Origin of the sequence: Sporichthya polymorpha DSM 43042 (assembly GCF_000384115.1) — a bacterium.
Taxonomy (GTDB): domain Bacteria; phylum Actinomycetota; class Actinomycetes; order Sporichthyales; family Sporichthyaceae; genus Sporichthya; species Sporichthya polymorpha.
In genome coordinates, this window is record NZ_KB913029.1 from 2,992,349 (window position 1) to 3,013,597 (window position 21,249).

General features: G+C 72.5%; 19 protein-coding genes. 11 read left to right on the forward strand and 8 right to left on the reverse strand.

The window, feature by feature from the left end:
- Positions 1 to 71 precede the first annotated feature (71 nt).
- Together SPOPO_RS0114665 and SPOPO_RS0114670 are read right to left on the reverse strand one after the other, a co-directional pair.
- Complete coding sequence (locus SPOPO_RS0114665) at positions 72 to 584, reverse strand: SRPBCC domain-containing protein (protein ID WP_019875604.1); 513 nt, start codon at positions 582 to 584, stop codon at positions 72 to 74.
- Positions 581 to 907 (reverse strand): ArsR/SmtB family transcription factor, encoded by a 327-nt coding sequence (locus SPOPO_RS0114670; protein ID WP_019875605.1) that lies wholly within the window; start codon positions 905 to 907, stop codon positions 581 to 583. Before SPOPO_RS0114670 ends, SPOPO_RS0114665 begins: the two co-directional genes overlap by 4 nt.
- A 153-nt stretch (positions 908 to 1,060) precedes the next feature.
- Here SPOPO_RS0114670 and SPOPO_RS0114675 point away from each other — a divergent pair, with 153 nt between their 5' ends.
- From SPOPO_RS0114675 to SPOPO_RS0114700, 6 genes are all read left to right on the forward strand, one after another.
- Positions 1,061 to 1,999, forward strand: coding sequence for a family 2A encapsulin nanocompartment shell protein (locus SPOPO_RS0114675; RefSeq protein WP_019875606.1), 939 nt, complete (start codon positions 1,061 to 1,063; stop codon positions 1,997 to 1,999).
- On the forward strand, positions 1,996 to 4,164 hold the full coding sequence (locus tag SPOPO_RS0114680; RefSeq protein WP_019875608.1) for a family 2A encapsulin nanocompartment cargo protein cysteine desulfurase: 2,169 nt from the start codon (positions 1,996 to 1,998) through the stop codon (positions 4,162 to 4,164). Before SPOPO_RS0114675 ends, SPOPO_RS0114680 begins: the two co-directional genes overlap by 4 nt.
- Before the next feature lie 288 nt (positions 4,165 to 4,452).
- On the forward strand, positions 4,453 to 5,058 hold the full coding sequence (locus SPOPO_RS32870) for a TlpA family protein disulfide reductase (protein ID WP_019875609.1): 606 nt from the start codon (positions 4,453 to 4,455) through the stop codon (positions 5,056 to 5,058).
- A 13-nt stretch (positions 5,059 to 5,071) separates the two neighbouring features.
- Positions 5,072 to 5,953 carry a cytochrome c biogenesis CcdA family protein gene (locus SPOPO_RS0114690; protein ID WP_019875610.1) on the forward strand — a complete coding sequence of 294 codons (882 nt, stop codon included), beginning with the start codon at positions 5,072 to 5,074 and terminating at the stop codon, positions 5,951 to 5,953.
- A gap of 21 nt (positions 5,954 to 5,974) precedes the next feature.
- Complete coding sequence (guaA, locus tag SPOPO_RS0114695) at positions 5,975 to 7,555, forward strand: glutamine-hydrolyzing GMP synthase (RefSeq protein ID WP_019875611.1); 1,581 nt, start codon at positions 5,975 to 5,977, stop codon at positions 7,553 to 7,555.
- 163 nt (positions 7,556 to 7,718) lie between these two features.
- Complete coding sequence (locus SPOPO_RS0114700) at positions 7,719 to 8,063, forward strand: hypothetical protein (protein ID WP_019875612.1); 345 nt, start codon at positions 7,719 to 7,721, stop codon at positions 8,061 to 8,063.
- 165 nt (positions 8,064 to 8,228) lie between these two features.
- On the opposite strand, the gene SPOPO_RS0114705 is transcribed toward SPOPO_RS0114700, so the two are convergent.
- The 4 genes from SPOPO_RS0114705 to SPOPO_RS29690 all read right to left on the reverse strand — a co-directional run bounded on the left by SPOPO_RS0114705 (position 8,229) and on the right by SPOPO_RS29690 (position 12,465).
- The gene (locus tag SPOPO_RS0114705) at positions 8,229 to 10,100 is read right to left on the reverse strand and encodes an ABC transporter ATP-binding protein (RefSeq protein ID WP_019875613.1); all 1,872 of its coding nucleotides are present in this window, start codon (positions 10,098 to 10,100) and stop codon (positions 8,229 to 8,231) included.
- A gap of 87 nt (positions 10,101 to 10,187) precedes the next feature.
- Positions 10,188 to 10,925 (reverse strand): hypothetical protein, encoded by a 738-nt coding sequence (locus SPOPO_RS0114710; protein ID WP_019875614.1) that lies wholly within the window; start codon positions 10,923 to 10,925, stop codon positions 10,188 to 10,190.
- A 57-nt stretch (positions 10,926 to 10,982) separates the two neighbouring features.
- Complete coding sequence (locus tag SPOPO_RS29685) at positions 10,983 to 11,246, reverse strand: hypothetical protein (RefSeq protein WP_019875615.1); 264 nt, start codon at positions 11,244 to 11,246, stop codon at positions 10,983 to 10,985.
- The gene (locus SPOPO_RS29690; protein WP_169577201.1) at positions 11,233 to 12,465 is read right to left on the reverse strand and encodes a PspC domain-containing protein; all 1,233 of its coding nucleotides are present in this window, start codon (positions 12,463 to 12,465) and stop codon (positions 11,233 to 11,235) included. The genes SPOPO_RS29685 and SPOPO_RS29690 overlap by 14 nt, the downstream gene beginning before the upstream one ends.
- Between SPOPO_RS29690 and SPOPO_RS0114725 the strand changes: the two genes are divergently transcribed.
- From SPOPO_RS0114725 to pcrA, 4 genes are all read left to right on the forward strand, one after another.
- Entirely contained in the window at positions 12,464 to 13,930 is a 1,467-nt protein-coding gene (locus SPOPO_RS0114725; RefSeq protein WP_211210904.1) for an ATP-binding protein, read from the forward strand. The genes SPOPO_RS29690 and SPOPO_RS0114725 overlap by 2 nt on opposite strands.
- Before the next feature lie 2 nt (positions 13,931 to 13,932).
- Positions 13,933 to 14,616 carry a LuxR C-terminal-related transcriptional regulator gene (locus SPOPO_RS0114730; protein ID WP_019875618.1) on the forward strand — a complete coding sequence of 228 codons (684 nt, stop codon included), beginning with the start codon at positions 13,933 to 13,935 and terminating at the stop codon, positions 14,614 to 14,616.
- A 75-nt stretch (positions 14,617 to 14,691) separates the two neighbouring features.
- Positions 14,692 to 15,036 (forward strand): hypothetical protein, encoded by a 345-nt coding sequence (locus tag SPOPO_RS0114735; RefSeq protein ID WP_019875620.1) that lies wholly within the window; start codon positions 14,692 to 14,694, stop codon positions 15,034 to 15,036.
- 57 nt (positions 15,037 to 15,093) lie between these two features.
- On the forward strand, positions 15,094 to 17,493 hold the full coding sequence (pcrA, locus tag SPOPO_RS0114740; protein ID WP_019875621.1) for a DNA helicase PcrA: 2,400 nt from the start codon (positions 15,094 to 15,096) through the stop codon (positions 17,491 to 17,493).
- Positions 17,494 to 17,526: 33 nt separating this feature from the next.
- On the opposite strand, the gene SPOPO_RS0114745 is transcribed toward pcrA, so the two are convergent.
- Positions 17,527 to 18,519, reverse strand: coding sequence for an ABC transporter substrate-binding protein (locus SPOPO_RS0114745; protein WP_033386575.1), 993 nt, complete (start codon positions 18,517 to 18,519; stop codon positions 17,527 to 17,529).
- A gap of 142 nt (positions 18,520 to 18,661) precedes the next feature.
- Between SPOPO_RS0114745 and SPOPO_RS0114750 the strand changes: the two genes are divergently transcribed.
- Positions 18,662 to 19,822 carry an alpha/beta hydrolase gene (locus tag SPOPO_RS0114750; RefSeq protein ID WP_019875623.1) on the forward strand — a complete coding sequence of 387 codons (1,161 nt, stop codon included), beginning with the start codon at positions 18,662 to 18,664 and terminating at the stop codon, positions 19,820 to 19,822.
- An 18-nt stretch (positions 19,823 to 19,840) separates the two neighbouring features.
- Here SPOPO_RS0114750 and SPOPO_RS35665 read toward each other — a convergent pair whose 3' ends face one another.
- The gene (locus tag SPOPO_RS35665; protein ID WP_084671118.1) at positions 19,841 to 21,238 is read right to left on the reverse strand and encodes a M23 family metallopeptidase; all 1,398 of its coding nucleotides are present in this window, start codon (positions 21,236 to 21,238) and stop codon (positions 19,841 to 19,843) included.
- Positions 21,239 to 21,249 lie beyond the last annotated feature (11 nt).

Consider the following 21,249-nt stretch of genomic DNA (forward strand, 5'->3'; position numbering starts at 1 on the left):
GACGCACTTCTGCGGCGCGGCGCGCCCATCCGGAGGACGGGAAGGGCGCGCCACGCCGCAGAAGTTGGGCCTCACATGCGGGAGCCGGTCTCCAGCAGCGACTTGAGGTCGGAGAGGACCCAGGGCCAGCCGCCGCCGCCCTGGTCCGGCGGGGCCTCGTTCAGGCCGCTCACCATGCGCAGCGTGGCCGGGTGGGCCGGGCACTCGTGGATCAGCGTGAGCGAGCAGTACCCCGCCGAGAGCTGCTCGATCTCGTAGGTGAGGGTCGTGAAGCCCTCGTCGAGGGTCGTGGAGTCCATGATCATGCGCCAGCTCTGCTTGAGCAGCGTGTACGGGTTGGCCTCGATCACCTCGCCGTCGACGATGACGTCGGGGATCGCGAAGCCCATCTCCTTGCCGGCGGCGAGCATCTCCTCGTCGGGCCGGACGGAGTAGGCGCCGCCGGGCTGAAGGTCGTAGCTGACGTAACCCCCGTAGCCGTACTTGACGCTCCACTCGGGGTCGGTGATCGCGGTCCAGATCGCTTCCGGGGTCGCGCGGATGTAGACCTTGAAGACGCCGGTCGTCTCGGTCGCAGTGGTCATGTGGGTCGCTCCAGTGAGGTCTTGAGGTCGAGGAGCGCGGTCACGCTCTGCTTGGTGAACTTGTCGATCCAGCGGTCGTGGATCTGACGGATCGGCACCGGGTTGAGGAAGTGCAGCTTTTCCCGGCCGGAGCGCCGCGTCACCACGAGGTTGGCGTCCTCGAGCACCTTGAGGTGCTTCATGACGCCGAAGCGCGTCATCTCCAACTCGGACTCCAGCTCCGTGAGCGTGCGGCCGTCGCGCGCGAAGAGGAGGTCGAGCAGGAATCGCCGGGTCGGGTCGGCCAGCGCCTTGAAGACGCTGCCCAACTCGTCGTCGGCCATGGCTCGAAGATAGGTAACCAAAAGGTCACATGTCAACGGGATCGCGGCGGCGGAGTTCACGCAGTCGTTTCCGTGCGGCTCTTTTGTCCGGACCTGATGCGGGTGAATGATCTTGGGGCGCACCGAACCCGAGTCGAGATCAGGAGCCTGCCGATGACCGCGGTGTCCGAACCCCGCGCCCTTTCCGACTCCGCCGCTCGGCAGCTCGCGAATGCGACCAAGACGCCGGCGCAGATGGACCTCATCACGCCGCGGTGGCTCGTCCACCTGCTGCAGTGGGTCCCGGTCGAGGCGGGCATCTACCGACTCAACCGCGTCCGGAACACCGACGAGACCGTCAACGTCGCCTGCCCCGGACGTGACGAGTCGGAGCTTCCGCAGTCGTTCGTCGACTACGACGAGAACGCGCGGGAGTACTTCCTCAACTCGGTCGCGACCGTGCTGGACGTCCACACGCGCGTCTCCGACCTGTACTCGAGCCCGTACGACCAGATCGCCGAGCAGCTCCGCCTCACCATCGAGGCCATCAAGGAGCGCCAGGAGGGCGAGCTGATCAACAACCCGGACTACGGGTTGCTCACCAACTGTGCGCCGCACCAGCGGATCACCTCGCGGAACGGGACGCCGACCCCCGACGACCTCGACGAGCTGCTCGTCAAGGTCTGGAAGGAGCCGTCGTTCTTCCTCGCGCATCCGCGGACGATCGCGGCCTTCGGGCGTGAGTGCACCCGGCGCGGGACGAACTCGCCGACGATCTCGATGTTCGGCTCGCAGTTCCTGACGTGGCGCGGCCTGCCGCTCGTGCCGTCGGACAAGGTGCCGATCGCGGCCGACGGCACGAGCTCGATCCTGCTGCTCCGAGTGGGTGAGCGGCGCCAGGGCGTCGTCGGGCTGTATCAGCCAGGCCTCACCGGCGAACAGAGCCCGGGCCTGTCGGTGCGATTCATGGGCATCACCCGTGACGCGATCGCCTCGTACCTGATCTCGCTGTACTGCTCGCTCGCGGTTCTGACCGAGAGCGCGCTCGGCGTGCTCGACGGCGTCGCGGTCGACAAGTACCACGCGTACGACGACAAGTACGCCAAGAAGTGACCGCCGGTCTGGGGGATCTCCCCGGTCCCGTGCCGGCCGGCCTGCCCGACGAGGCGACGCTGACCCGGATGGCCGCCGAGTTCTTTGGTGCACTCGGCGGCACCGCCGGAGCGCCCGGTGCGCCGGACGGCCTCCTGGCTGAGGCTCCGTCAGAAGTCAACGCCCTCGGGCCGACCCCGGCCGCGTTGGACACCCCGAGCGCGGCCGGGCTGCCCAGCCCGCCGCGCCTGGACCCGCCGGGTGCGGGTGGTGCCTCGACGACCGGCGCCGCGCAGTACGCGTCGGTCCCGCTCGCGCACGGGGAGTACACCCCGCCGTGGCTGTCGCCGGTCCCGCCGCCCGTCGAGGCGGTCCCCGTCGGTGGTCCGGCGTTACCGGGCAGTGCGATGGCGTCCGTCCCGCCGGCGGCGACGAAGCCCGGCACCACGGGCGGTTCGACGACCGGTGGGACGCAGTACGCCGACTCCGCGGTGCACCGCCAGGGCAACCCGTTCGGGGACACCGACGTGGAGGTCCCAGGCCTGCCGGACGTCCCGAGCCTCGCGGCCCTCGCCGCTCGGGCGCTCGGGCAGCCGGCCCCGGCCCCGGCGTCGGAAGCCCAGCCGCAGACCCCGGCCGCGCCGGGCTCGGCGGACTTCCCGGCCCCCGAGCTCTCCGACGGGCGCGCCCCGAACTCGCGCGCCGGGGACGGGCGTCCGCACGCCCTCGAGCCGGCTCCCGAGTTCGCCTCGCCGTTCGGCGCGACGAACGTCGTCGTGCCTTCCTTGCCGGAGATTCCCGCGCCGTCGACGCCGTACTCGTTCCTGGGCGAGGCCTCGGGTTATCCGTCGGCAGCCGGTGCGCCGCTCGCGTACACCGCGCCCCGGGCCGAGGGTGGTCGGCCGGTCCCGCACCCCGGCCACGGCGAGTTCGACGTCGAGGCGGTCCGGCGGGACTTCCCGATCCTGTCCGAGACCGTGAACGGCCGGCCGTTGGTCTGGTTCGACAACGCGGCGACGACGCAGAAGCCGCAGGCGGTCATCGACCGGCTCGCGTACTTCTACGCGCACGAGAACTCGAACATCCACCGGGCGGCGCACGAGCTCGCGGCGCGGTCGACCGATGCGTACGAGGGCGCGCGCGACAAGGTGGCCCGGTTCCTCGGGGCCTCCTCGAGCGACGAGATCGTGTTCGTCCGCGGGGCGACCGAGGCCATCAACCTGGTCGCGGCGGCCTGGGGCCGCAGGCACGTCGGCGCCGGGGACGAGATCGTGATCTCCCACCTGGAGCACCACGCGAACATCGTCCCGTGGCAGGAGCTGGTCAAGCAGACCGGCGCCGTGCTGAAGGTGATCCCGGTCGACTCCGCCGGCCAGATTCTGATGGACCGTTACACCGATCTGCTCTCGGACCGGACCAAGCTCGTCGCGATCACGCAGGTCTCGAACGCGCTGGGCACCGTGGTCCCCGTCAAGGAGGTCGCGGAACTCGCCCACCGCGCGGGAGCCAAGGTGCTCGTCGACGGTGCGCAGTCGGTGCCGCATCTGCGGGTGAACGTTCAGGACCTCGGCGCGGACTTCTTCGCGTTCTCGGGCCACAAGATCTTCGCCCCGACCGGCGTCGGCGCGCTCTACGTCCGTGACGACGTCGCGGAGGAGATGGGTGCGTACCAGACCGGCGGCAACATGATCCGCGACGTCACGCTCGAGCGGTCGCTGTTCCACCACGCCCCGATGAAGTTCGAGGCCGGCACCGGCACGATCGCCGACGCGGTCGGGCTCGGTGCGGCGCTGGACTACCTGGAGCGCATCGGGTTCGAGAACGCCGCGTCCTACGAGCACTCGCTGCTCGAGTACGGCCTGCGGCTGCTCAAGGACGTCCCCGGGCTGACTCTGATCGGGACGGCGCCGCACAAGGCGAGCGTGATGTCGTTCGTACTCGACGGTTACACCCCGGAGCAGGTCGGTTCCGCCCTGAACGCCGAGGGCATCGCGGTGCGGTCGGGCCACCACTGCGCGCAGCCGATCCTGCGTCGGTACGGCCTGGAGGCGACGGTCCGGCCGTCGCTCGCGTTCTACAACACGTGCGCCGAGATCGATCACCTGGTGACGGTCCTGCACCGGCTCGCCGCCGACGGCGGCGGCGCGTCCCGCCGCGGTCAGGCGACGACCGACCCGGCGCCCTGAGCCGGCCGTCGCCCGGACCGCAAAGCACGAGGTGCCCGCCCCCGGTTTGGACGGGGTCGGGCACCTCCTTGCGGCGGCGGGCGCTCACCGAAGCGCCTGCGCGCGCGGAGCGCGCGGCGCGCGAGCTGCTCTCGCCGCCGGTCGCCGGGCGTCACCGTGAGGTGTCGCTGCCGGCGATCGTGATCAGTGCAACGAGCCAGGCGCGAAAAGGTCACGCCGGGCGATCTCCCGCGCGTGTCGCGCTCAGCTCGCCGACGTAGGCTCGGCCGCAGCCGAGAGGAGTGAGCGATGGCCGGCAGGACGCGCACGGTGCGGTGGGCCGCACCGGCGATCGCGACGGCGCTGCTGCTGGCCGCGTGCGGGGACGACGCCGACGAGGCCAGCGACCGTACGTCCGGCATGCCCACGGCCGCGGCCATCGTCGACCCGGCGACCGGGCCGATGACGACCGCGCCGGAAGCCGAGACCGGTTCCCGGACGAACACGGCGCTGCCTGCGGTCGACGTCGTGCGCGTGGCGCGCAACGAGAAGGTCGCACTGCGCAGCCTCGCCCCGGCCGGAAAGCCGATGCTGCTGTGGTTCTGGGCCCCGCACTGCACGTTCTGTCGCGGTGAGGCACCGGACCTGATCGCGTTCGAGCAGGAGTACGGCGACCGCATCACGGTGCTCGGCCTCGGGGCCCAGGACGACGTCGACCAGGCACGGGGCTTCCTCGCCGACACCGGCACCGAAGGCCTCGAGATGGTGTGGGACGCGAGCGGCAAGACCTGGCTGCACTACAAGGTGACGAACCAGCCGACCGTCCTCGTCGTCGACGCGCAGGGCAAGGTCAGCCGGAAGTGGTTCCGGGACTTCGACGCCGACGCCATTCTGCGCGCCGCCCGGCTCACCTGAGGGCCGGTCGGACGTGCTCGACGCCCCGGTCGGGTTCGCCTTCAGCGCCGGTACCGTCGCGGCGTTCAACCCCTGCGGCTTCGCCCTGCTGCCGGCGTACCTGTCGGTGTTCCTCGCGGGGCCGGGTGACGCCGAGAACGCCGACGGGGCAAGGGAATCCGGCCGGCCCACGCTCGCCCGCGCGGCCGTCGTCGCGGCGGTGGTGGCGGCGGGTTTCGCGCTGGTGTTCGGGATCGCGGGACTGCTGATCTCGCAGACCGCGGTCACCGTCCAGCGGTGGACGCCGTGGCTGAGCGTCGGGATCGGGTTCGCGCTCGTGCCGGCCGGAATCGCGATGATGCGCGGCTGGAGCCCCAAGCTTCGCCTGCCCGCCGTGCGGGGCGTGCGCGCGGACGGCGGGATCCCCGCGATGTTCGCCTTCGGCGTCTCCTACGCCGTCGTCTCGCTCTCGTGCACGATCCCGGCGTTCCTGGTCTCGGTCGTCGGCACGTTCTCCGACGACGACCTCGTCGGCGGACTCGTCGTGTTCGGCGCCTACACGGCGGGTATGGCGTCGGTGCTCGTCGTGCTGACCGTCGTCGTCGCGCTCGCGCGACAGACGATGCTGGCGCGGATCCGCCGCGTCCTGCCGTACGTGAACCTCGCCGCCGGGGCGCTGGCGGTGCTCGCGGGGGCGTACGTCGCGTACTACGGCTGGTACGAGATCCGCATCGAGCAGGGTGCGGACCCGCCCGAGGGGCCCATCGCGCTGGTGGGGGACTGGTCGGGCTCGGTCACCACCTGGGTGTCCGACGCGGGGAACGCGGCGGTCCTGGCGGGCGCGGGTGTGGCGCTGGTCGCGGTGGTGGCCGTCGCGGTCCGCTCCCGGCGCGCTGTGGAAGGATCGCGTCAGTAGTTTCGTGGGAGGACCGGGGTTTTGGACTCATCGATCGGTGTCGCGGAAAGTCCGGTCCTGGTGGTCGACTACGGCGCGCAGTACGCCCAGTTGATCGCGCGCCGGGTGCGCGAGGCGCGCGTCTACTCCGAGATCGTGCCCCACTCCATGCCGGTCGAGCAGATGCTCGCGAAGAAGCCGGCCGCGATCGTGCTCTCCGGAGGTCCGTCGTCGGTCTACGCCGAGGGCGCGCCCGGGGTGGACCCGGCGCTGTTCGACGCCGGCGTCCCCGTCTTCGGCATCTGCTACGGCTTCCAGGCGATGGCCCAAGCCCTCGGTGGCACCGTCGCGCGGACCGGCCTGTCGGAGTTCGGTGGGACGCCGCTGCGCGTCACCGCCCCCGGCGACCTGCTCGTGGGCCAGCCCGAGGAGCAGACCGTCTGGATGAGCCACGGCGACGCCGTTCACGAGGCCCCGGCCGGGTTCGAGGTGCTCGCGACCTCCGCCGGGGCGCCGGTCGCGGCGTTCGAGGACCGGGCCCGGCGCCTCGCCGGCGTCCAGTACCACCCCGAGGTCGTCCACACCGCCCACGGGCAGGGAGTGCTCGAGCGGTTCCTGCACGACGTCGCCGGCATCCGCCCGACGTGGACGATGGTGAACATCGTCGACGAGACCGTCGCCGCGATCCGCGAGAAGGTCGGGTCCGGGCGTCTCGTCTGCGGCCTGTCCGGCGGAGTCGACTCCGCCGTCGCCGCCGCGCTCGTGCAGCGCGCGGTGGGGGACCAGCTCACGTGCGTCTTCGTCGACCACGGGCTGTTGCGCAAGGGCGAGGCCGAGCAGGTCGAGCGCGACTTCGTCGCCGCCACCGGGGTTTCGCTGAAGGTCGTCGACGCGCAGAAGCGGTTCCTCGACGCCCTCGCCGGGGTTCACGACCCCGAGGAGAAGCGCAAGATCATCGGGCGCGAGTTCATCCGCGTCTTCGAGCAGGCCGCGCGGGAGGTCGTCGCCGACGCCGGTGCGCACGGCGAGACCGTCGAGTTCCTCGTGCAGGGGACGCTCTACCCCGACGTCGTCGAGTCCGGCGGCGGCGAGGGCGCGGCGAACATCAAGAGCCACCACAACGTCGGCGGGCTTCCGGACGACCTGCAGTTCCAGCTCGTCGAGCCCCTGCGCGCGCTGTTCAAGGACGAGGTGCGCCGGGTCGGCGAGGAGCTCGGCCTGCCGGCGGAGATCGTGTGGCGTCAGCCGTTCCCCGGCCCGGGCCTCGGGATCCGGATCATCGGCGAGGTCACGGCGGAGCGGCTCGACATCCTCCGCGAGGCCGACGCGATCGCCCGCGAGGAGCTCACCCTCGCCGGCCTGGACCGCGACATCTGGCAGTGCCCGGTCGTGCTGCTCGCGGACGTCCGCTCCGTCGGCGTCCAGGGCGACGGCCGGACCTACGGCCACCCCGTCGTCCTGCGGCCGGTCAGCTCCGAGGACGCCATGACGGCGGACTGGTCGAGGGTGCCCTACGACGTCCTGGCGAAGATCTCGACGCGCATCACCAACGAGGTGCGGGAGATCAACCGCGTCGTCCTCGACGTGACCAGCAAGCCGCCGGGCACGATCGAGTGGGAGTGAGCCGCTGAGCGGCTGAGCCACTTACCGTTCGGCCATCGTACGAACGGATGAGGGCAAAGTCGGACATACCGACGGTTCGCGGACGATCACGGAACCGGCCCGCTTCCGGCCCCGTCACAGTGCCATTCGCCGACAGGAAGTCGGCAGTGGGACAGGGGCAGTCATGGGCACGATCACCAGCATCGTCGCGGGGTGGAACGACTTCGCCACGGAGAACGGCACCGTGCACGACAACAGCACGCTGGTGCTGCAGGGTGGCGCGATCCTCATTCTGGTGCTGAGCCTCTACGCGGCCTACAACGTCGCCGCCGTGATGGTGAACGCCGCCAAGCGCGCCGTCCGCGGCACCGTCTCCGGCGTCACGAGCGTCGGCCGGACGGTCGCCCGCACCGCCGGCCGCAAGCCCGAGGTCGCGGTCCCGACCGTCGCCGTCCCGGTCCCGCGCATCGCGGTCGACCTCGGCACCGGCCGCCCGATCGTCCACCGCGAGGTCGCGAAGGTCGGCTGAGCCCGCAGGGTTCGCAGCAGAGGGTTCGCAGCAAGAATTTCGCCGGAGGGGTCACCGTGGGGGGCGGTGGCCCCTTCGGCGTTAAAGCCGAAACCCCTTTCTTGGAGATGTCATCTCCAGTGCAGATGTCATCTCCAGTGCAGATGTCATCTTCACGTGCAGGGGTCAGGCGGCCTGGTCGGCGAACTGGGTGCGGTAGAGCTCGGCGTAGCGGCCGCCGGCGGCGAGGAGGCGGGCGTGGGGGCCGCGTTCGACGACGCGGCCCTCCTCGACGACGAGGATCTCGTCGGCGGCGCGGATCGTGGAGAGCCGGTGGGCGATGATGATCGCGGTCCGGCCGGCGAGGGCCTCGCCGAGGGCGGCCTGGACCGCGGCCTCGGAGGTCGAGTCGAGGTGGGCCGTCGCCTCGTCGAGGATCACGATGCGGGGCTGGGCGAGCAGGAGCCGCGCGATCGTCAGGCGCTGGCGCTCACCGCCGGAGAGGCGGTAGCCGCGCTCGCCGACGACGGTGTCGAGGCCGTCGGGCAGGGCGCGGACCAGGTCGGAAAGGCGAGCGCGGTCGAGGGCCGCCCACAACTCGTCCTCGGTCGCCTCCGGGCGGGCGAGGAGCAGGTTCGCGCGGATGCTGTCGTGGAACAGGTGCCCGTCCTGGGTGACCATGCCGAGAGCGCCGCGCAGGTCGGCGGCGGCGACGTCCCGGACGTCGACGCCACCGATGCGCACCGACCCCGCGTCGACGTCGTACAGCCGCGGGATCAGGCTCGCGATCGTCGACTTGCCGGCGCCCGAGGAGCCGACGAGCGCGACCATCGCGCCGGGCTCGACGGAGAACGAGACGCCGTGGAGTACCTCGACGCCGCCGCGGGTGTCGAGGACCGCGACCTCCTCCAACGAGGCGAGTGAGACCTTGTCGGCGGCCGGGTAGGCGAAGTGGACGTCGGACAGCTCCACCGACAGGGGACCGTCCGGCAGGGGCTTCGGGTCGTCCGGTTCGGCGATCAGCGGCGGGAGGTCGAGAACCTCGAAGACGCGCTCGAAGCTCACGAGCGCGCTCATGATGTCCACGCGGGCCGAGGCCAGGGCGGTCAACGGCGCGTAGAGCCGGGTGAGCAGCAGCGCGAGGGTGACGACGGCGCCGGCCTCCAGATCACCCCGGAGCGCGAACCAGCCCCCGAGGCCGTAGACCAGGGCCAGGGCCAGGGCCGAGACCAGCGTCAGCGCGCTGACGAAGATCCACTGCGCCATCGCTGACTTCACACCGATGTCGCGCACCCGACCGGCGCGGGCGGCGAACTCCGCGGACTCCACGTGCGGACGCCCGAACAGCTTCACGAGCGTCGCGCCCGGGGCGGAGAAACGCTCGGTCATCTGAGTGGTCATCGCGGCGTTGTGCGCGGCGGCCTCGCGCTGCATGGCCGCGAGCCGGCGCCCGACGTGCCGTGCGGGCAGGACGAACGCGGGCAGCAGCACCAGCGCCAGCACCGTCACCTGCCACGACAACCGGGCCATGACGACGACGGTCAGCAGCAGCGTCACGGTGTTGGCGACGACACCGGACAGCACGGTGGAGAAGGCGCGCTGCGCGCCGATGACGTCGTTGTTCAGGCGGCTGACCAGCGCCCCGGTGCGGGTGCGGGTGAAGAACGCGACCGGCATGCGTTGCACGTGGTCGAAGACCGCGGTGCGCAGGTGGAAGATCAGGCCCTCGCCGATCCGAGCCGACAGCAGGCGGTTCACGACGCCCAGTACGGCCTCGGCGACCGCGATGCCCGCGATCACGGCCGCCAGGCCGACGACGACGCCGGTCGAGCGCTTCTCGATGATCGCGTCGACGACGTAGCCGGCGAGCAGTGGCGTCGCGACCGTCAACAGGGCGAGCACCACCGACAGCGCGAGAAAGCCCATCAGGGCCCGCCGGTGCGGGCGCGCGAAGCCGAGGATGCGCCGCGCGGTGGCCCGCGAGAACGTCCGCGGCTGCTGACCGTCCGTGTTCGCCGCGCGCCAGGCCGAGGTCCAGGCGGCCATCTCCATGCTCATGCCGAGCTCCCTGCGTCTCCGACCCCGGGCGGGGGGTCCTGGGCAACGTAACGCCGGGAAGCGGCCTGACACTCCCGAATTACGGCGTCAGCGCAGGCGGAGCTGCTCGTAGACGACCGCGGCGCGGGCGAGCTCGTGAAAGTACTTGATCAACGTGACGCAGAACCCGACGCCCCCGGCCCCGACGACCAGGACCCCGGCGGAGGCCCACAGCGTCGCGATCGAGCGCACGGGCGGGAGGGGACGGGTCGCGAGCCGGGTGCCGCCGGCACCGTCGGACACGTCGACCGGCGCGGTGCCCTCGGGGAGGACCTCCTCGTCGAGCCAGTCCGCCTCGTCGGACTCGGCGCCCTCGACCGGGCCCCCGGCCGCCTCGGAGAGCTGCGCCGCGCGACTGCCCTCCAGCGCGAGGATCAGCGAGGCGCCGCCCATCAGCAGGAAGAGCGCGATCTTGCCGTAGAGCGCGTAGTAGTACGGCAGTCCGTACGGCTGCGCCTCCAGGCCGTTGAAGTCGCCGCCGGAGAACGGCGGGTCGTAGATCGCGTGCTGGAAGAGCAGGTAGGTGCCGGTCCCCAGCGTGAGGACGAACGTCGCCCACAGGACGCCGAACACGAGCTCCCGGCGGACCTGGAGCTCGTGCAGGAACGACGCGGACGGGACCTTGCGCAGCGCCGGGACGGCCAGGAAGGCGACCAGCACGCAACTGATCAGCCAGAACACCGCCGTGAGAACGTGGGCCTGGAGCAGAAGGACGTCGAGGACGTTGCCGTCGGCCTGCGGAATTAGGTCGGACGGACCGGTCGCCGCCGCGATTCGGGCGTGCACAGGTGGAACTCCTGCCGCAAGGAGGCCGCCCCGGGACGGCGGCCGCTCCCCAGCAACCTACGACTGTGCCTCGGGGCTGTCCACGACGCTCACGTCCGCATCAGGCTCCGGCGCGAGGTCCGCCGGGACGGTCCGGGCGCGGTCGCGGAGGAGAGAGATCGCGGTGCCCGCGGCACCGGCGATCAGCAGCAGGCCGGTGTAGAACCAGCGCAGGTCCTCCACCTCGATCGCGTCGCTCCGGACGGCCAGCCACCCGGCGGCGACGCCGACGAACAACAGCCCGAAGGTCAGCGAGACCGGGTCCAGGTCATGCCGCCGCACGGTGCACCTCCACGTGTCCGATGCCCTGCTCGATCTCGACGGTCAGCAGACCGCCGCCGGGGCCGTCCGGGCCGTCGTCGCGGCCGGAGCGCGAGACGCCGAACCCGCTGTTCTCGGAGTCGAAGATCTCGGCCGACCCGATGCCCAGCTCCACGTCGGTCACGACGTCGACGTTCGGCGGGAGGATCAGTTCGACGTCGCCCACGCCCACCTCGATGTGCGTGGACACGTTCTGGCCGGCGAAGTCGACCTGCGTGAAGTCGAACCGCACGCGGCCGCCGCGGTACTCGTACTCGGGGGCGATCTCGCTCGCCGACAGCGGCACGATCGCGCGCTCGTCCTGGTCGACCCAGCCGCCGCGGTAGGCGTCGACGAAGACCGCCGGCGGCAGCGCGAGGGCGCCCACGACGCCGAGCGCGATCAGCCAGCGGCCGCGGCCGTAGCGGGTGCCGATCAGCAGACCGGCGCCGGCGCCGGCGAGCACGAGGGCCGGATAGGCGGCCGCGGGCACGTCGGCCCCCGCGAGGTCCGCGATCCCCAGCGCGCCGAGGGCGACCAGCACCAGGCAGAACGTCAGCCGGCCGAGGATCGACCGTTCCCGGGGAGCGCTCGGCGGGGCCGGGGGCGCCGGTGCGAGCGGGGGCAGCGGTGCGGTCGGCGCCCAGCCGGTGGCCGGGGCGGCGTACGCGGGACCCCACCCGGTGGGGGAGGACGGCTCGGGGTCGGGCGTCGGACCGGCCGGTGCCGAAGCGGCGGGCGGGGCGGCCGCGGCGGGCGGGGTCTCGCGGCGGGCGAGGACGACCGCGGTGATCACGAACAGCGCGATCAGCAGGAGCCCCCGGTCGTCGACGACCCAGCCGAGGCTGAGCACCGCGGCCAGGCCGAGCACCGCGGCGAGCAGGAGCACCGGCCACGGGTTGTTGCCGCCGCGGGCGAGAACGCGCTCGGCGAGGGAGGTCTCGCGGTCGTCCTCCGGCATCAGCAGCCAGCAGGCGAGGTAGACGATCAGTCCCGCGCCGCCGAAGAAGGTCAGCACGACCATCAGGACGCGGACGATGACCGGGTCCAGCGCGAGCGACTCGGCGAGGCCGCCGCAGACGCCGGCGAGCACGCGGTCGGACCGGCTGCGGCGGAACCGGCGCGGGCCCGACGGCGGAGGTGGCGCCGACGCGGTCGGCGGAGGCAGCGGGGAGGCCGTGGGGCCCAGGTGTTCGGTCATGACATCGAGCATGTTCTCCCGGCTCGCGTGCGGGTATCCGGAACTGCCCGGACCCGACCCGGAGTTTCGCCCGGGTGACGGGCCCGCGGGTCCGTGGGCGACCCGGGTGCGTCCCGGATACCCGGACCCGCCCGCGCGTGTGACGATCATCGACGTGGACACGAGCACCCTCGGCCTGGACACCAGCTCCCCGCTGGGTCCGGCGGCCGACGGCTCGCCCCGCACGCGCTACCGCCGCCGCCGGGAGAACCGACTCGTCGCGGGGGTCGCCGGCGGGATGGCCGACCACCTCAGCCTGGATCCGCTGCACGTCCGCGTCGCCTTCGCGGTCCTGAGCGGCATCGCCGGGTTCGGGGTCGTGCTCTACGGCGCGTTCTGGCTCGTCGTGCCGCTGGCCGAGCCGTCCGGGGCGGCGCAGCCGCCCGGCCTGGCCGCCGCGTCCCGGCGCGGGCTGCGGCGGCTGCCGGTCCGGGGTCCGGAACCGGAGTCGATCGGCCAGCTGGTCGCGCTCCTGGCCGTCGCGCTCGGTGCCGTGCTCGCGCTGCAGCAGACCGGGCTGGGCGTCGACGAGATGGTGCTCTGGCCGGCGCTGGCCGTCGTCGCCGGCCTCGCCGTCGTGTGGTGGCAGGTCGACGAGGCGGACCGGTCCGCGCGAACCGCCGACCCGGAGGCGCCGTCGTCGTGGCGGCGGCGGGTGCTCGTCGGGGTCCGGTTCGTGGCCGGGGCCGTGCTGGTCACGCTGGGTCTGGCCACCTACGTGGTGCTGGCCGGGGGTCCCGGGGGCGTCCGCCGCGGCGTGCTCGGGGCCGCGGTCCTGCTCGGCGGTGCGGCACTGCTCGTCGGGCCCTGGGTGCTGCGGACCTGGCGGTCCCTGGCCGACGAGCGCGCGGAGCGCATCCGGACCCAGATGCACGCCGACCTCGCCGCGCACCTGCACGACTCGGTCCTGCAGACCCTCGCCCTGATCCAGCGTCAGGCTCACGACCCACGCGAGGTGATCCGACTCGCGCGCGGTCAGGAGCGCGACCTCCGGGAGTTCCTCTACGGCGACCGCGACGCGGACGCGGAGGTCTCCACCCTCGCCGCCGCGCTCCGGCGGACGGCGGCGGAGGTCGAGGAGGCGCACCGGGTTCCGGTCGAGGTCGTGACCGTCGGCGACGCCGACCTCGACGGCCCGGCCGCCGAGGCGCGCCGGGCCCTGCTCGCCGCGGCCCGGGAGGCGATGGTGAACGCGGCCGTCCACGCCGGCACGACCGTCGACGTCTACGCCGAGGTCGACGGCGACACCGTTCTCGCCTACGTGCGCGACCGTGGCCCGGGCTTCGATCCGGACGCGGTCCCCGAGGACCGCGCGGGCGTCCGGCACTCGATCGTCGGGCGCATGCAGCGCCACGGCGGGCGAGCCGTCGTCCGCAGCCGGGCCGGCGAGGGGACCGAGGTCGAACTGCGGTTGGGGGAGAGCTGAGCATGAGCGGGTCGCTGCGCGTCGTGGTGGTCGACGACCACCGCATGTTCCGGACCGGGGTCCGGGCCGAGCTCGACGCCGAACGGGACGGGGCGGCCGGGGGGCCGGGGGACATCACCGTCGTCGCGGAGGCCGAGGACGTCCCCACCGCCGTCGCGGCGACGCTGGAGCACCGCCCCGACGTCGTCCTGCTCGACGTCCACCTCCCCGGCGGCGGCGGGGCCACCGTGCTGCGCGAGGTCCTCGCGCAGGCGCCGGAGATCCGCTTCCTCGCCCTCTCGGTGTCGGACGCGGCGGAGGACGTCATCGGCGTGATCCGGGCCGGGGCGCGCGGCTACGTCACGAAGTCGATCACCGGGCCCGAACTCGCGGACGCGATCCGCCGCGTGGCCGCCGGCGACGCCGTGTTCTCGCCCCGGCTCGCCGGGTTCGTCCTCGACGCGTTCGCCGGACCCGGCGCCCCCGGGCCCGCCCCGGCCGTCGACCCCGAACTCGACCTGCTCACGTCCCGCGAGCGGGAGGTGCTCCGGCTGATCGCGCGCGGATACACCTACCGCGAGATTGCCAAGGACCTGTTCATCTCCGACCGGACCGTCGAGTCCCACGTCTCCGCCGTCCTCCGCAAGCTCCAGCTCTCCAACCGCCACGAGCTCTCCCGCTGGGCGACCGACCGCCGGCTGATCTGAGGGACCGAGCTGCCTGACCGCGGTGTCGGAGCGACCGCATAGGGTCGATCGACTGCCGAGGAAGGGATTTTCGAGGTGGACGCGCTGCGGGCGATCCTCTTGGTGCTGCACGTGGGTGGCATGGCCGTGCTGCTCGCCGGCTTCCTGCTCGAGGTGATGAGCGGGAACCGCCGGTTCTCGCCGGTGATCTTCCACACCGCCGGGATCCAGTTCCTCACCGGCCTGGCGCTGGTCGGGGTCAACGAGGCTGACGACCGCGACCTGAACCACACCAAGGTCGCCGTGAAACTGCTGGTCGCGCTGACCGTCGTCGGCCTGACGCACGCGCTGCGCAAGCGGGATCCGCTCCCGCCGCCGGCGTTCTTCGCCGCGTTCGGGCTGGCCGCGGCCAACGCGATCATCGCCTACTCCTGGACCTGATCCCGCGGCCCGGTGCGGGCCCCGCCGCACCGCGCACCGCGACCTAGAGTGAGGGCAATGGACACGCTCTTCGACGACCTCCCGATGCCCGGCTCGGGAACCCCGGCCAAGCGTGTCCGGGTCGCGGCGGCGACCCCGTCGGCGGCCGACCGGAGCGAACCGGCGTCGGGTTCGGACGGGCCGGCCGCGCGCCCCGCGCCCACCGCGGAGGACCTGCTCGCCGGGCTGAACCCCGAGCAGCGCGCGGCGGTGGAGCACTCCGGCGGACCGCTGCTCATCGTCGCCGGGGCCGGGTCGGGCAAGACCCGCGTGCTCACGCGCCGGATCGCGTACCTGATCACGGTGCGGAAGGTCCGGCCGTCGCAGATCCTCGCGATCACCTTCACCAACAAGGCCGCGGGCGAGATGAAGCAGCGCGTGGCCGAGGCGGTCGGGTCGGCCGCGCCGAACTGGGTGTCGACGTTCCACTCGGCGTGCCTACGGATCCTGCGCTTCGAGGCGAAGCGGCTGGGGTTCACCTCCGGGTTCTCCGTCTACGACGACACCGACCAGCAGCGCCTGCTGCGCATGATCGTGCGCGACCTCAACCTCGACCCGAAGCGCTTCACGCCGCGGGCGATCGGCAACGCGATCAGCGGTCTGAAGAACGAACTGATCGACCCGGACACCTACAGCTCCACCGCGACCGGCCCGGTCGAGACCACGTACGCCGAGTGCTACCGGATGTACCAGGAGCGCCTGCGCGCCGCGAACGCGCTGGACTTCGACGACCTGATCATGACGACGGTCAACCTGCTGCAGGCGTTCCCCGACGTCGCGGAGCACTACCGGCGCCGGTTCCGCCACGTGCTGGTCGACGAGTACCAGGACACCAACCACGCGCAGTACGTCCTCGTCCGCGAACTCGTCGGCGGGACCGAGGCGCTGGACGGACATGACGTCCCGTCAGAACTTCCCCCGGCCGAGCTCTGCGTCGTCGGCGACGCGGACCAGTCGATCTACGCCTTCCGCGGCGCGACGATCCGGAACATCCACGAGTTCGAGCGGGACTACCCGAACGCGCGCGTGATCCTGCTGGAGCAGAACTACCGCTCCACGCAGACGATCCTGTCCGCGGCGAACGCCGTCATCGCGCGCAACCCGGACCGCAAGCCGAAGAACCTGTGGACCGACGCCGGTGACGGGGAGAAGATCGTCGGCTGGGTCGCCGAGGACGAGCACGCGGAGGCGTCCTTCGTCGCGGCCGAGGTCGATCGGCTCGCCGACGCGGGGCTCGCGAAGCCCAAGGACGTCGCGGTGTTCTACCGGACGAATGCGGCCTCCCGCGTGTTCGAGGAGGTCTTCATCCGGGTCGGCCTGCCGTACCGGGTCGTCGGGGGTGTGCGCTTCTACGAGCGCAAGGAGGTTCGGGACGCCCTCGCGTACCTGCGGGTGCTGGCCAATCCCGAGGACGTCGTCAGCCTGCGCCGGATCCTCAACGTCCCGAAGCGGGGGATCGGGGACCGCGCCGAGGCCTGCATCGACGCCCTGTCGAGCCGGGAGCGCATCACGTTCCCGGCGGCGCTGCGCCGGTGCGAGGAGGCCTACGGCATCGCGACCCGGTCGCTGACCCAGGTGAAGGCGTTCAACGAGCTGATGGACCAGCTCGCGACGCTGGTGGAGGCCGGGACGGGGCCGTCCACGGTGCTGGAGGCGATCCTCGAGCAGACCGGCTACCTGCACGAGCTGGAGACCTCGACCGACCCGCAGGACGAGACCCGCATCGAGAACCTCGGCGAGCTCATCGCGGTCGCGCGCGAGTACGAAGAGGCGAACCCGGACGGCTCGGTCGCCGGCTTCCTCGAGCGGGTCGCCCTGGTCGCGGACTCCGACCAGCTGCCGGACGCCGACGCCGAGGGTGAGGGCGAGGACGGTGGCCAGGTCACGCTGATGACGCTGCACACCGCCAAGGGCCTGGAGTTCCCGGTCGTGTTCCTGACCGGGTGCGAGGACGGGATCTTCCCCCACATGCGCTCGCTCGGGGACCCGGTCGAACTGGCCGAGGAGCGCCGGCTCGCCTACGTCGGCCTGACCCGCGCGCAGGAGCGGCTCTACGTCACCCGGGCCGAGGTCCGCAGTGCCTGGGGCGCCCCGCAGTGGTACCCGCCGTCGCGGTTCCTGGAGGAGATCCCGCCGAACCTGGTCGACTGGCGGCGCACCGCGAACCGCAGCCCGCTGCAGGCCCTGGCGTCGGGCTCGCCGCGGCCGGCCACCCGGCCCGCCGGGCGCGCCCAGGCGGGCCCGAGCAAGCCGATCGTCGCGCTGTCGGTGGGGGACCGGGTCACCCACGACACGTTCGGGCTGGGCACGGTGGTCGCCACCGCCGGCGTCGCCGACAAGGCCGAGGCGACCATCGATTTCGGCGACGGGGCGCCCAAGCGTCTGCTGCTCCGCTACGCCCCGGTCGAGAAGCTCTGAGCTCCCGCCGCGTCAGTCGTTGAGAGTCTGAGCTCAGTCGCGGCCGCAGTCGCCCTCGGCGAGCTTGGCCTCGAGGTCGTCGAGGATCGCCGTCGCGCCGATCAGGCCGATGCCGACCATCCAGGTGTCGTCGTCGACGTCGAACTGGCAGCCGTTCTGCACGGCCTGCAGCTGGTCCCACAGCGGCGTGACCTCGCCGCGGGTGGTCTCGTCCTCGGCCCCGTAGGTGGTGGTGAAGAGGATGTCCGCGTCGGCGCTCGTGAGCTCCTCGGTGCTGAGCCGGGCGATCGCGAACTGGTCGTAGGCCAGGTCCGGCGCCCCGAGGCCGATGGCCCGCAGGACACTGCCGGAGAAGCTCTCCGGCCCGTACACCCGGGTCTCGCCGGGCAGGAACCGCATGATCGTCGCGTCGGCGTCCGTCAGCCCCAACCGCTCGCCGAGCTCGGACGCGCGCCGATCGAAGTCGGCCAGCGCGTCCCGGGCCTCCGAACCGCGGTTCAGGGCCTCGCCGACGAGCAGGAAGTCCTCCCGCCACTCGGTACCGGGACCGTTCGTGAAGACGGTCGGGGCGATCGCGGAGAGCTTGTCGTAGAGGGCGTCGTCGCGCAGCGTCGAGGACAGGATCAGGTCGGGCTGCAGCGCCGCGATCGCCTCCAGGTTCGGCTTCGCGATCTCCCCGACGATCTCGACGCCCTCGGTCCGGTCGGCGAGGTACTCGGGCAGGCCGGTGTCGACGCTCGTGCGCACCGCGCCGACCGGCTTGAGGCCGAGGAAGATCGTGGCGTCGAGGATCGGCGAGTCGAGGGTGACGATCCGCTGCGGGGCGGCCGGGACCTCGGTGGACCCCTTCGCGTGCGAGACGGTGCGGGTTCCCGAGGTCTGCGAGGTGGCCGCGGGGGAGGCGGACTCCGCCGGGGCCTCGACGCTGCCCCGCGGGCCGTCGAGCAGCGTGTTGCTCTCGTCCGAGCAGGCGGCGAGCGGAAGGGCGAGCAGAGCGAGGGTGGCGACGAGCGTGCGGGCGCGCACAGAGAACTCCCGGTGACGAAGGCGGACGGATCGGTCGACGTCGGTCGACATCGGTTGACATTGACCGTTTCTCAGGTTCCCCTTAGCCTCCGAGTTCACCGCTCCCCTGCCGAGCGAGCGGCTGCTCCCGAGTGAGGCCCCCATGAATTCTCGCTGGTCCCGTCGTGGCCTGCTCACCGGGCTGGTCGCCGCCCTGCTCGCCGCCGGTCTGCCGACGACCGCTGCCGACGCCGCAGACGGTGCTGCCGCCGCCGAGGACATCGCCGAACGCGTCTGTCGCACCAGCCGCGTCCCGCTCAGCTTCACCTCCGTGCCGTACGTGCCGGGGGCGTCCGAGCCGGCCGTCACGACGCTGGAGAACCAGCAGATCTTCGTGCGGTTCTGTCAGCCGAAGGACTCCCCGTCCCGGACCGTCCAGGTCCTCGTGCACGGCATCACCTACGACCACCGCTACTGGAACCTGCCCGACCCCGACGGCTCCGAGCGGTACTCGTGGGAGGCCGCCGCGGTGAAGGCCGGCTACGCGACGCTCGCGATCGACCGGCTCGGGGCGGGGGAGAGCTCGCACCCGCCGAGCTTCCAGGTCGACGTCAACTCCAACGCCGCGGCCGTCCGCGCCCTGATCTCGGCGCTCCGGGCCGGCAAGGTGCAGGCGCCGGTGAAGAACGTGCCGGTCGAGAAGGTCGTGCTCGTCGGCCATTCGTACGGTTCGATCACGAGCTGGTTCGCCGCCTCGGCCAACCCCGAGGTCGACGCCGTCGTGCTGACCGGAGCGACCCACAGCATCCGCGAGTTCCACACGCCGCTGATCGTGTCGGCGCCGCTCTACCCGTCGTTCCTCGACCCGGCATACGCCCAGAAGGGTTACGACCCCGGCTATCTGACGGACCGTCCGGGAACCCGGTACGACACCTACTACGCGCCGGACACGAATGTCGACGACCGCATGCTGGCCGCCGACGAGGCCACCAAAGGCACCGTCACTTTCTCCGAGCTGAACAACTACCCGCTGTTCTTCCGGGCCCCGCTCGACATCCGCGTGCCGGTGTTCCTGCTGATCGGCACCAACGACGCGCTGTTCTGCTCCCTGGAGTCCGGGGACCTCGGGGCGCCGTGCGACACGGCGGAGAACCTCGTCGCGAGCGAGGCCCCGAAGCTGGGTCCGAACGTGCCGTCGGTCGACGCCTACGTCGTCAAGGGCGCCGGCCACGCGCTCAACGCCGTCCGGTCCTCGCAGGAGTCGTTCGCCGCCGCGCAGCGCTGGATCCACACCACCGTGAGCGGCGGGCAGCACCGGCACTGAGTGCCGGCGCGGGGTGCGCTACGGGCGCAGACCCTTCGAGCGGAGCCAGTTGTAGGGGTTGACCGGCCGGTCGTTGACCCGGATCTCCAGGTGCAGGTGCGGCCCGGAGGTGTTGCCGGTCATCCCGACGCGGCCGATAACCTGGCCGGCGACGACCTGGCCGCGGCGGACCAGGATCTGCGACTGGTGGGCGTACCAGCTCTCGGTGCCGTCGAGGTGCCGGATCACGGTCTTGTAGCCGTAGGCACCGTCGTAGCCGGCGAAGATCACGGTCCCGGCCGCGACGGCGCGGATCGGGCTGCCGTAGCCGCAGGCGAAGTCGAGGCCGGTGTGCCCGGCGGCCCAGCGGTAACCGCCGGCGCCGAAGGTCGCGGTGAGGTGGTAGCCCCGGACCGGCAGGCTGTAGTTCTTCGCCATCAGCGCGAGCTGCTGGGCGCGAGCCTTCGCGGCGGCCAGGGCGCGGGCCGCCGCCTCCTGCTTCTGCTTCAGCTCCTCGGCGGCGCGGATGCGGTCGGCGAGGGCGTCGCGGGCGCGCTCGCGGCTGGCGCGGGCCTGCTCGCGGTTCACCGAGGCGGACTCGACCAGCGAGCCGCTCTCGGTCACCCCGAGGGCCGAGGCGCCGGTCATCGTGGCGCTGGTGTCGGCGTCGCCGCCGCCGGCCTTCACCGCGCCGACCACGCCGGCCGCGGCGACCGCGACCGCGGCGGCGCCGGCGATCAGCGACGTCCCGCTCGGCGTACCGGCCGGGAGGACGACGACCTTGCGGCGGCTGGACGCGTGGGTCCGGGCGCTGCGCTTGGCGTGCTTACGGGCCGCCTCGCGACGCTCGGCGCGGGTGGCCAGTTCGACGACCGGCTCGAGGATCTGCTCGGCGGGAATCTGCCCGGCGGGGATCTCCAGCGCGAGCTCAAGGACCGGCGGCGCGACGACGACCGGGGCGGGGGCCGCGGTGAAGATCGTGGGCTCGACCACCGGAGCCGGCGCGGCCGTGGTCCGGCGGCGGCGGCCCGTGCCGGGCGCGACGGCGACCTCGGGGACCGGCAGCGCGGCGACGGCGGGAATCTCGGCAAGGCTCTCGACCGGGGCCGCGGCCTTGCGGCGGCGGCCGGTGGGGGCCGGCAGCGGCTGGGCGGCCAGAGCCTCCGGGAGCGCCTCGGAGCGGGCCGCAGTGGCGGGCACGGTCTCCGGCGCCGGGGGAACGCGCCGGCGACGGCCGGATCCGGCCGGGACGATGTCTTCAACTGCCCCGGAACGGGGTACCTCGGTAACGAGAGCGGCCGGCTCCGCGATCTCCTTGCGGCGCCGCCCGGTCGGAACCGGCATTTCGGGCGCCGGCACCGAGAGCGGAGCCGAGGCGTCTAGGTCGAGCTGCGCGTCGAGGTGCTCAGCACCACGCGCATGTCGGCCGTTGGCCACGGAGGCATCTC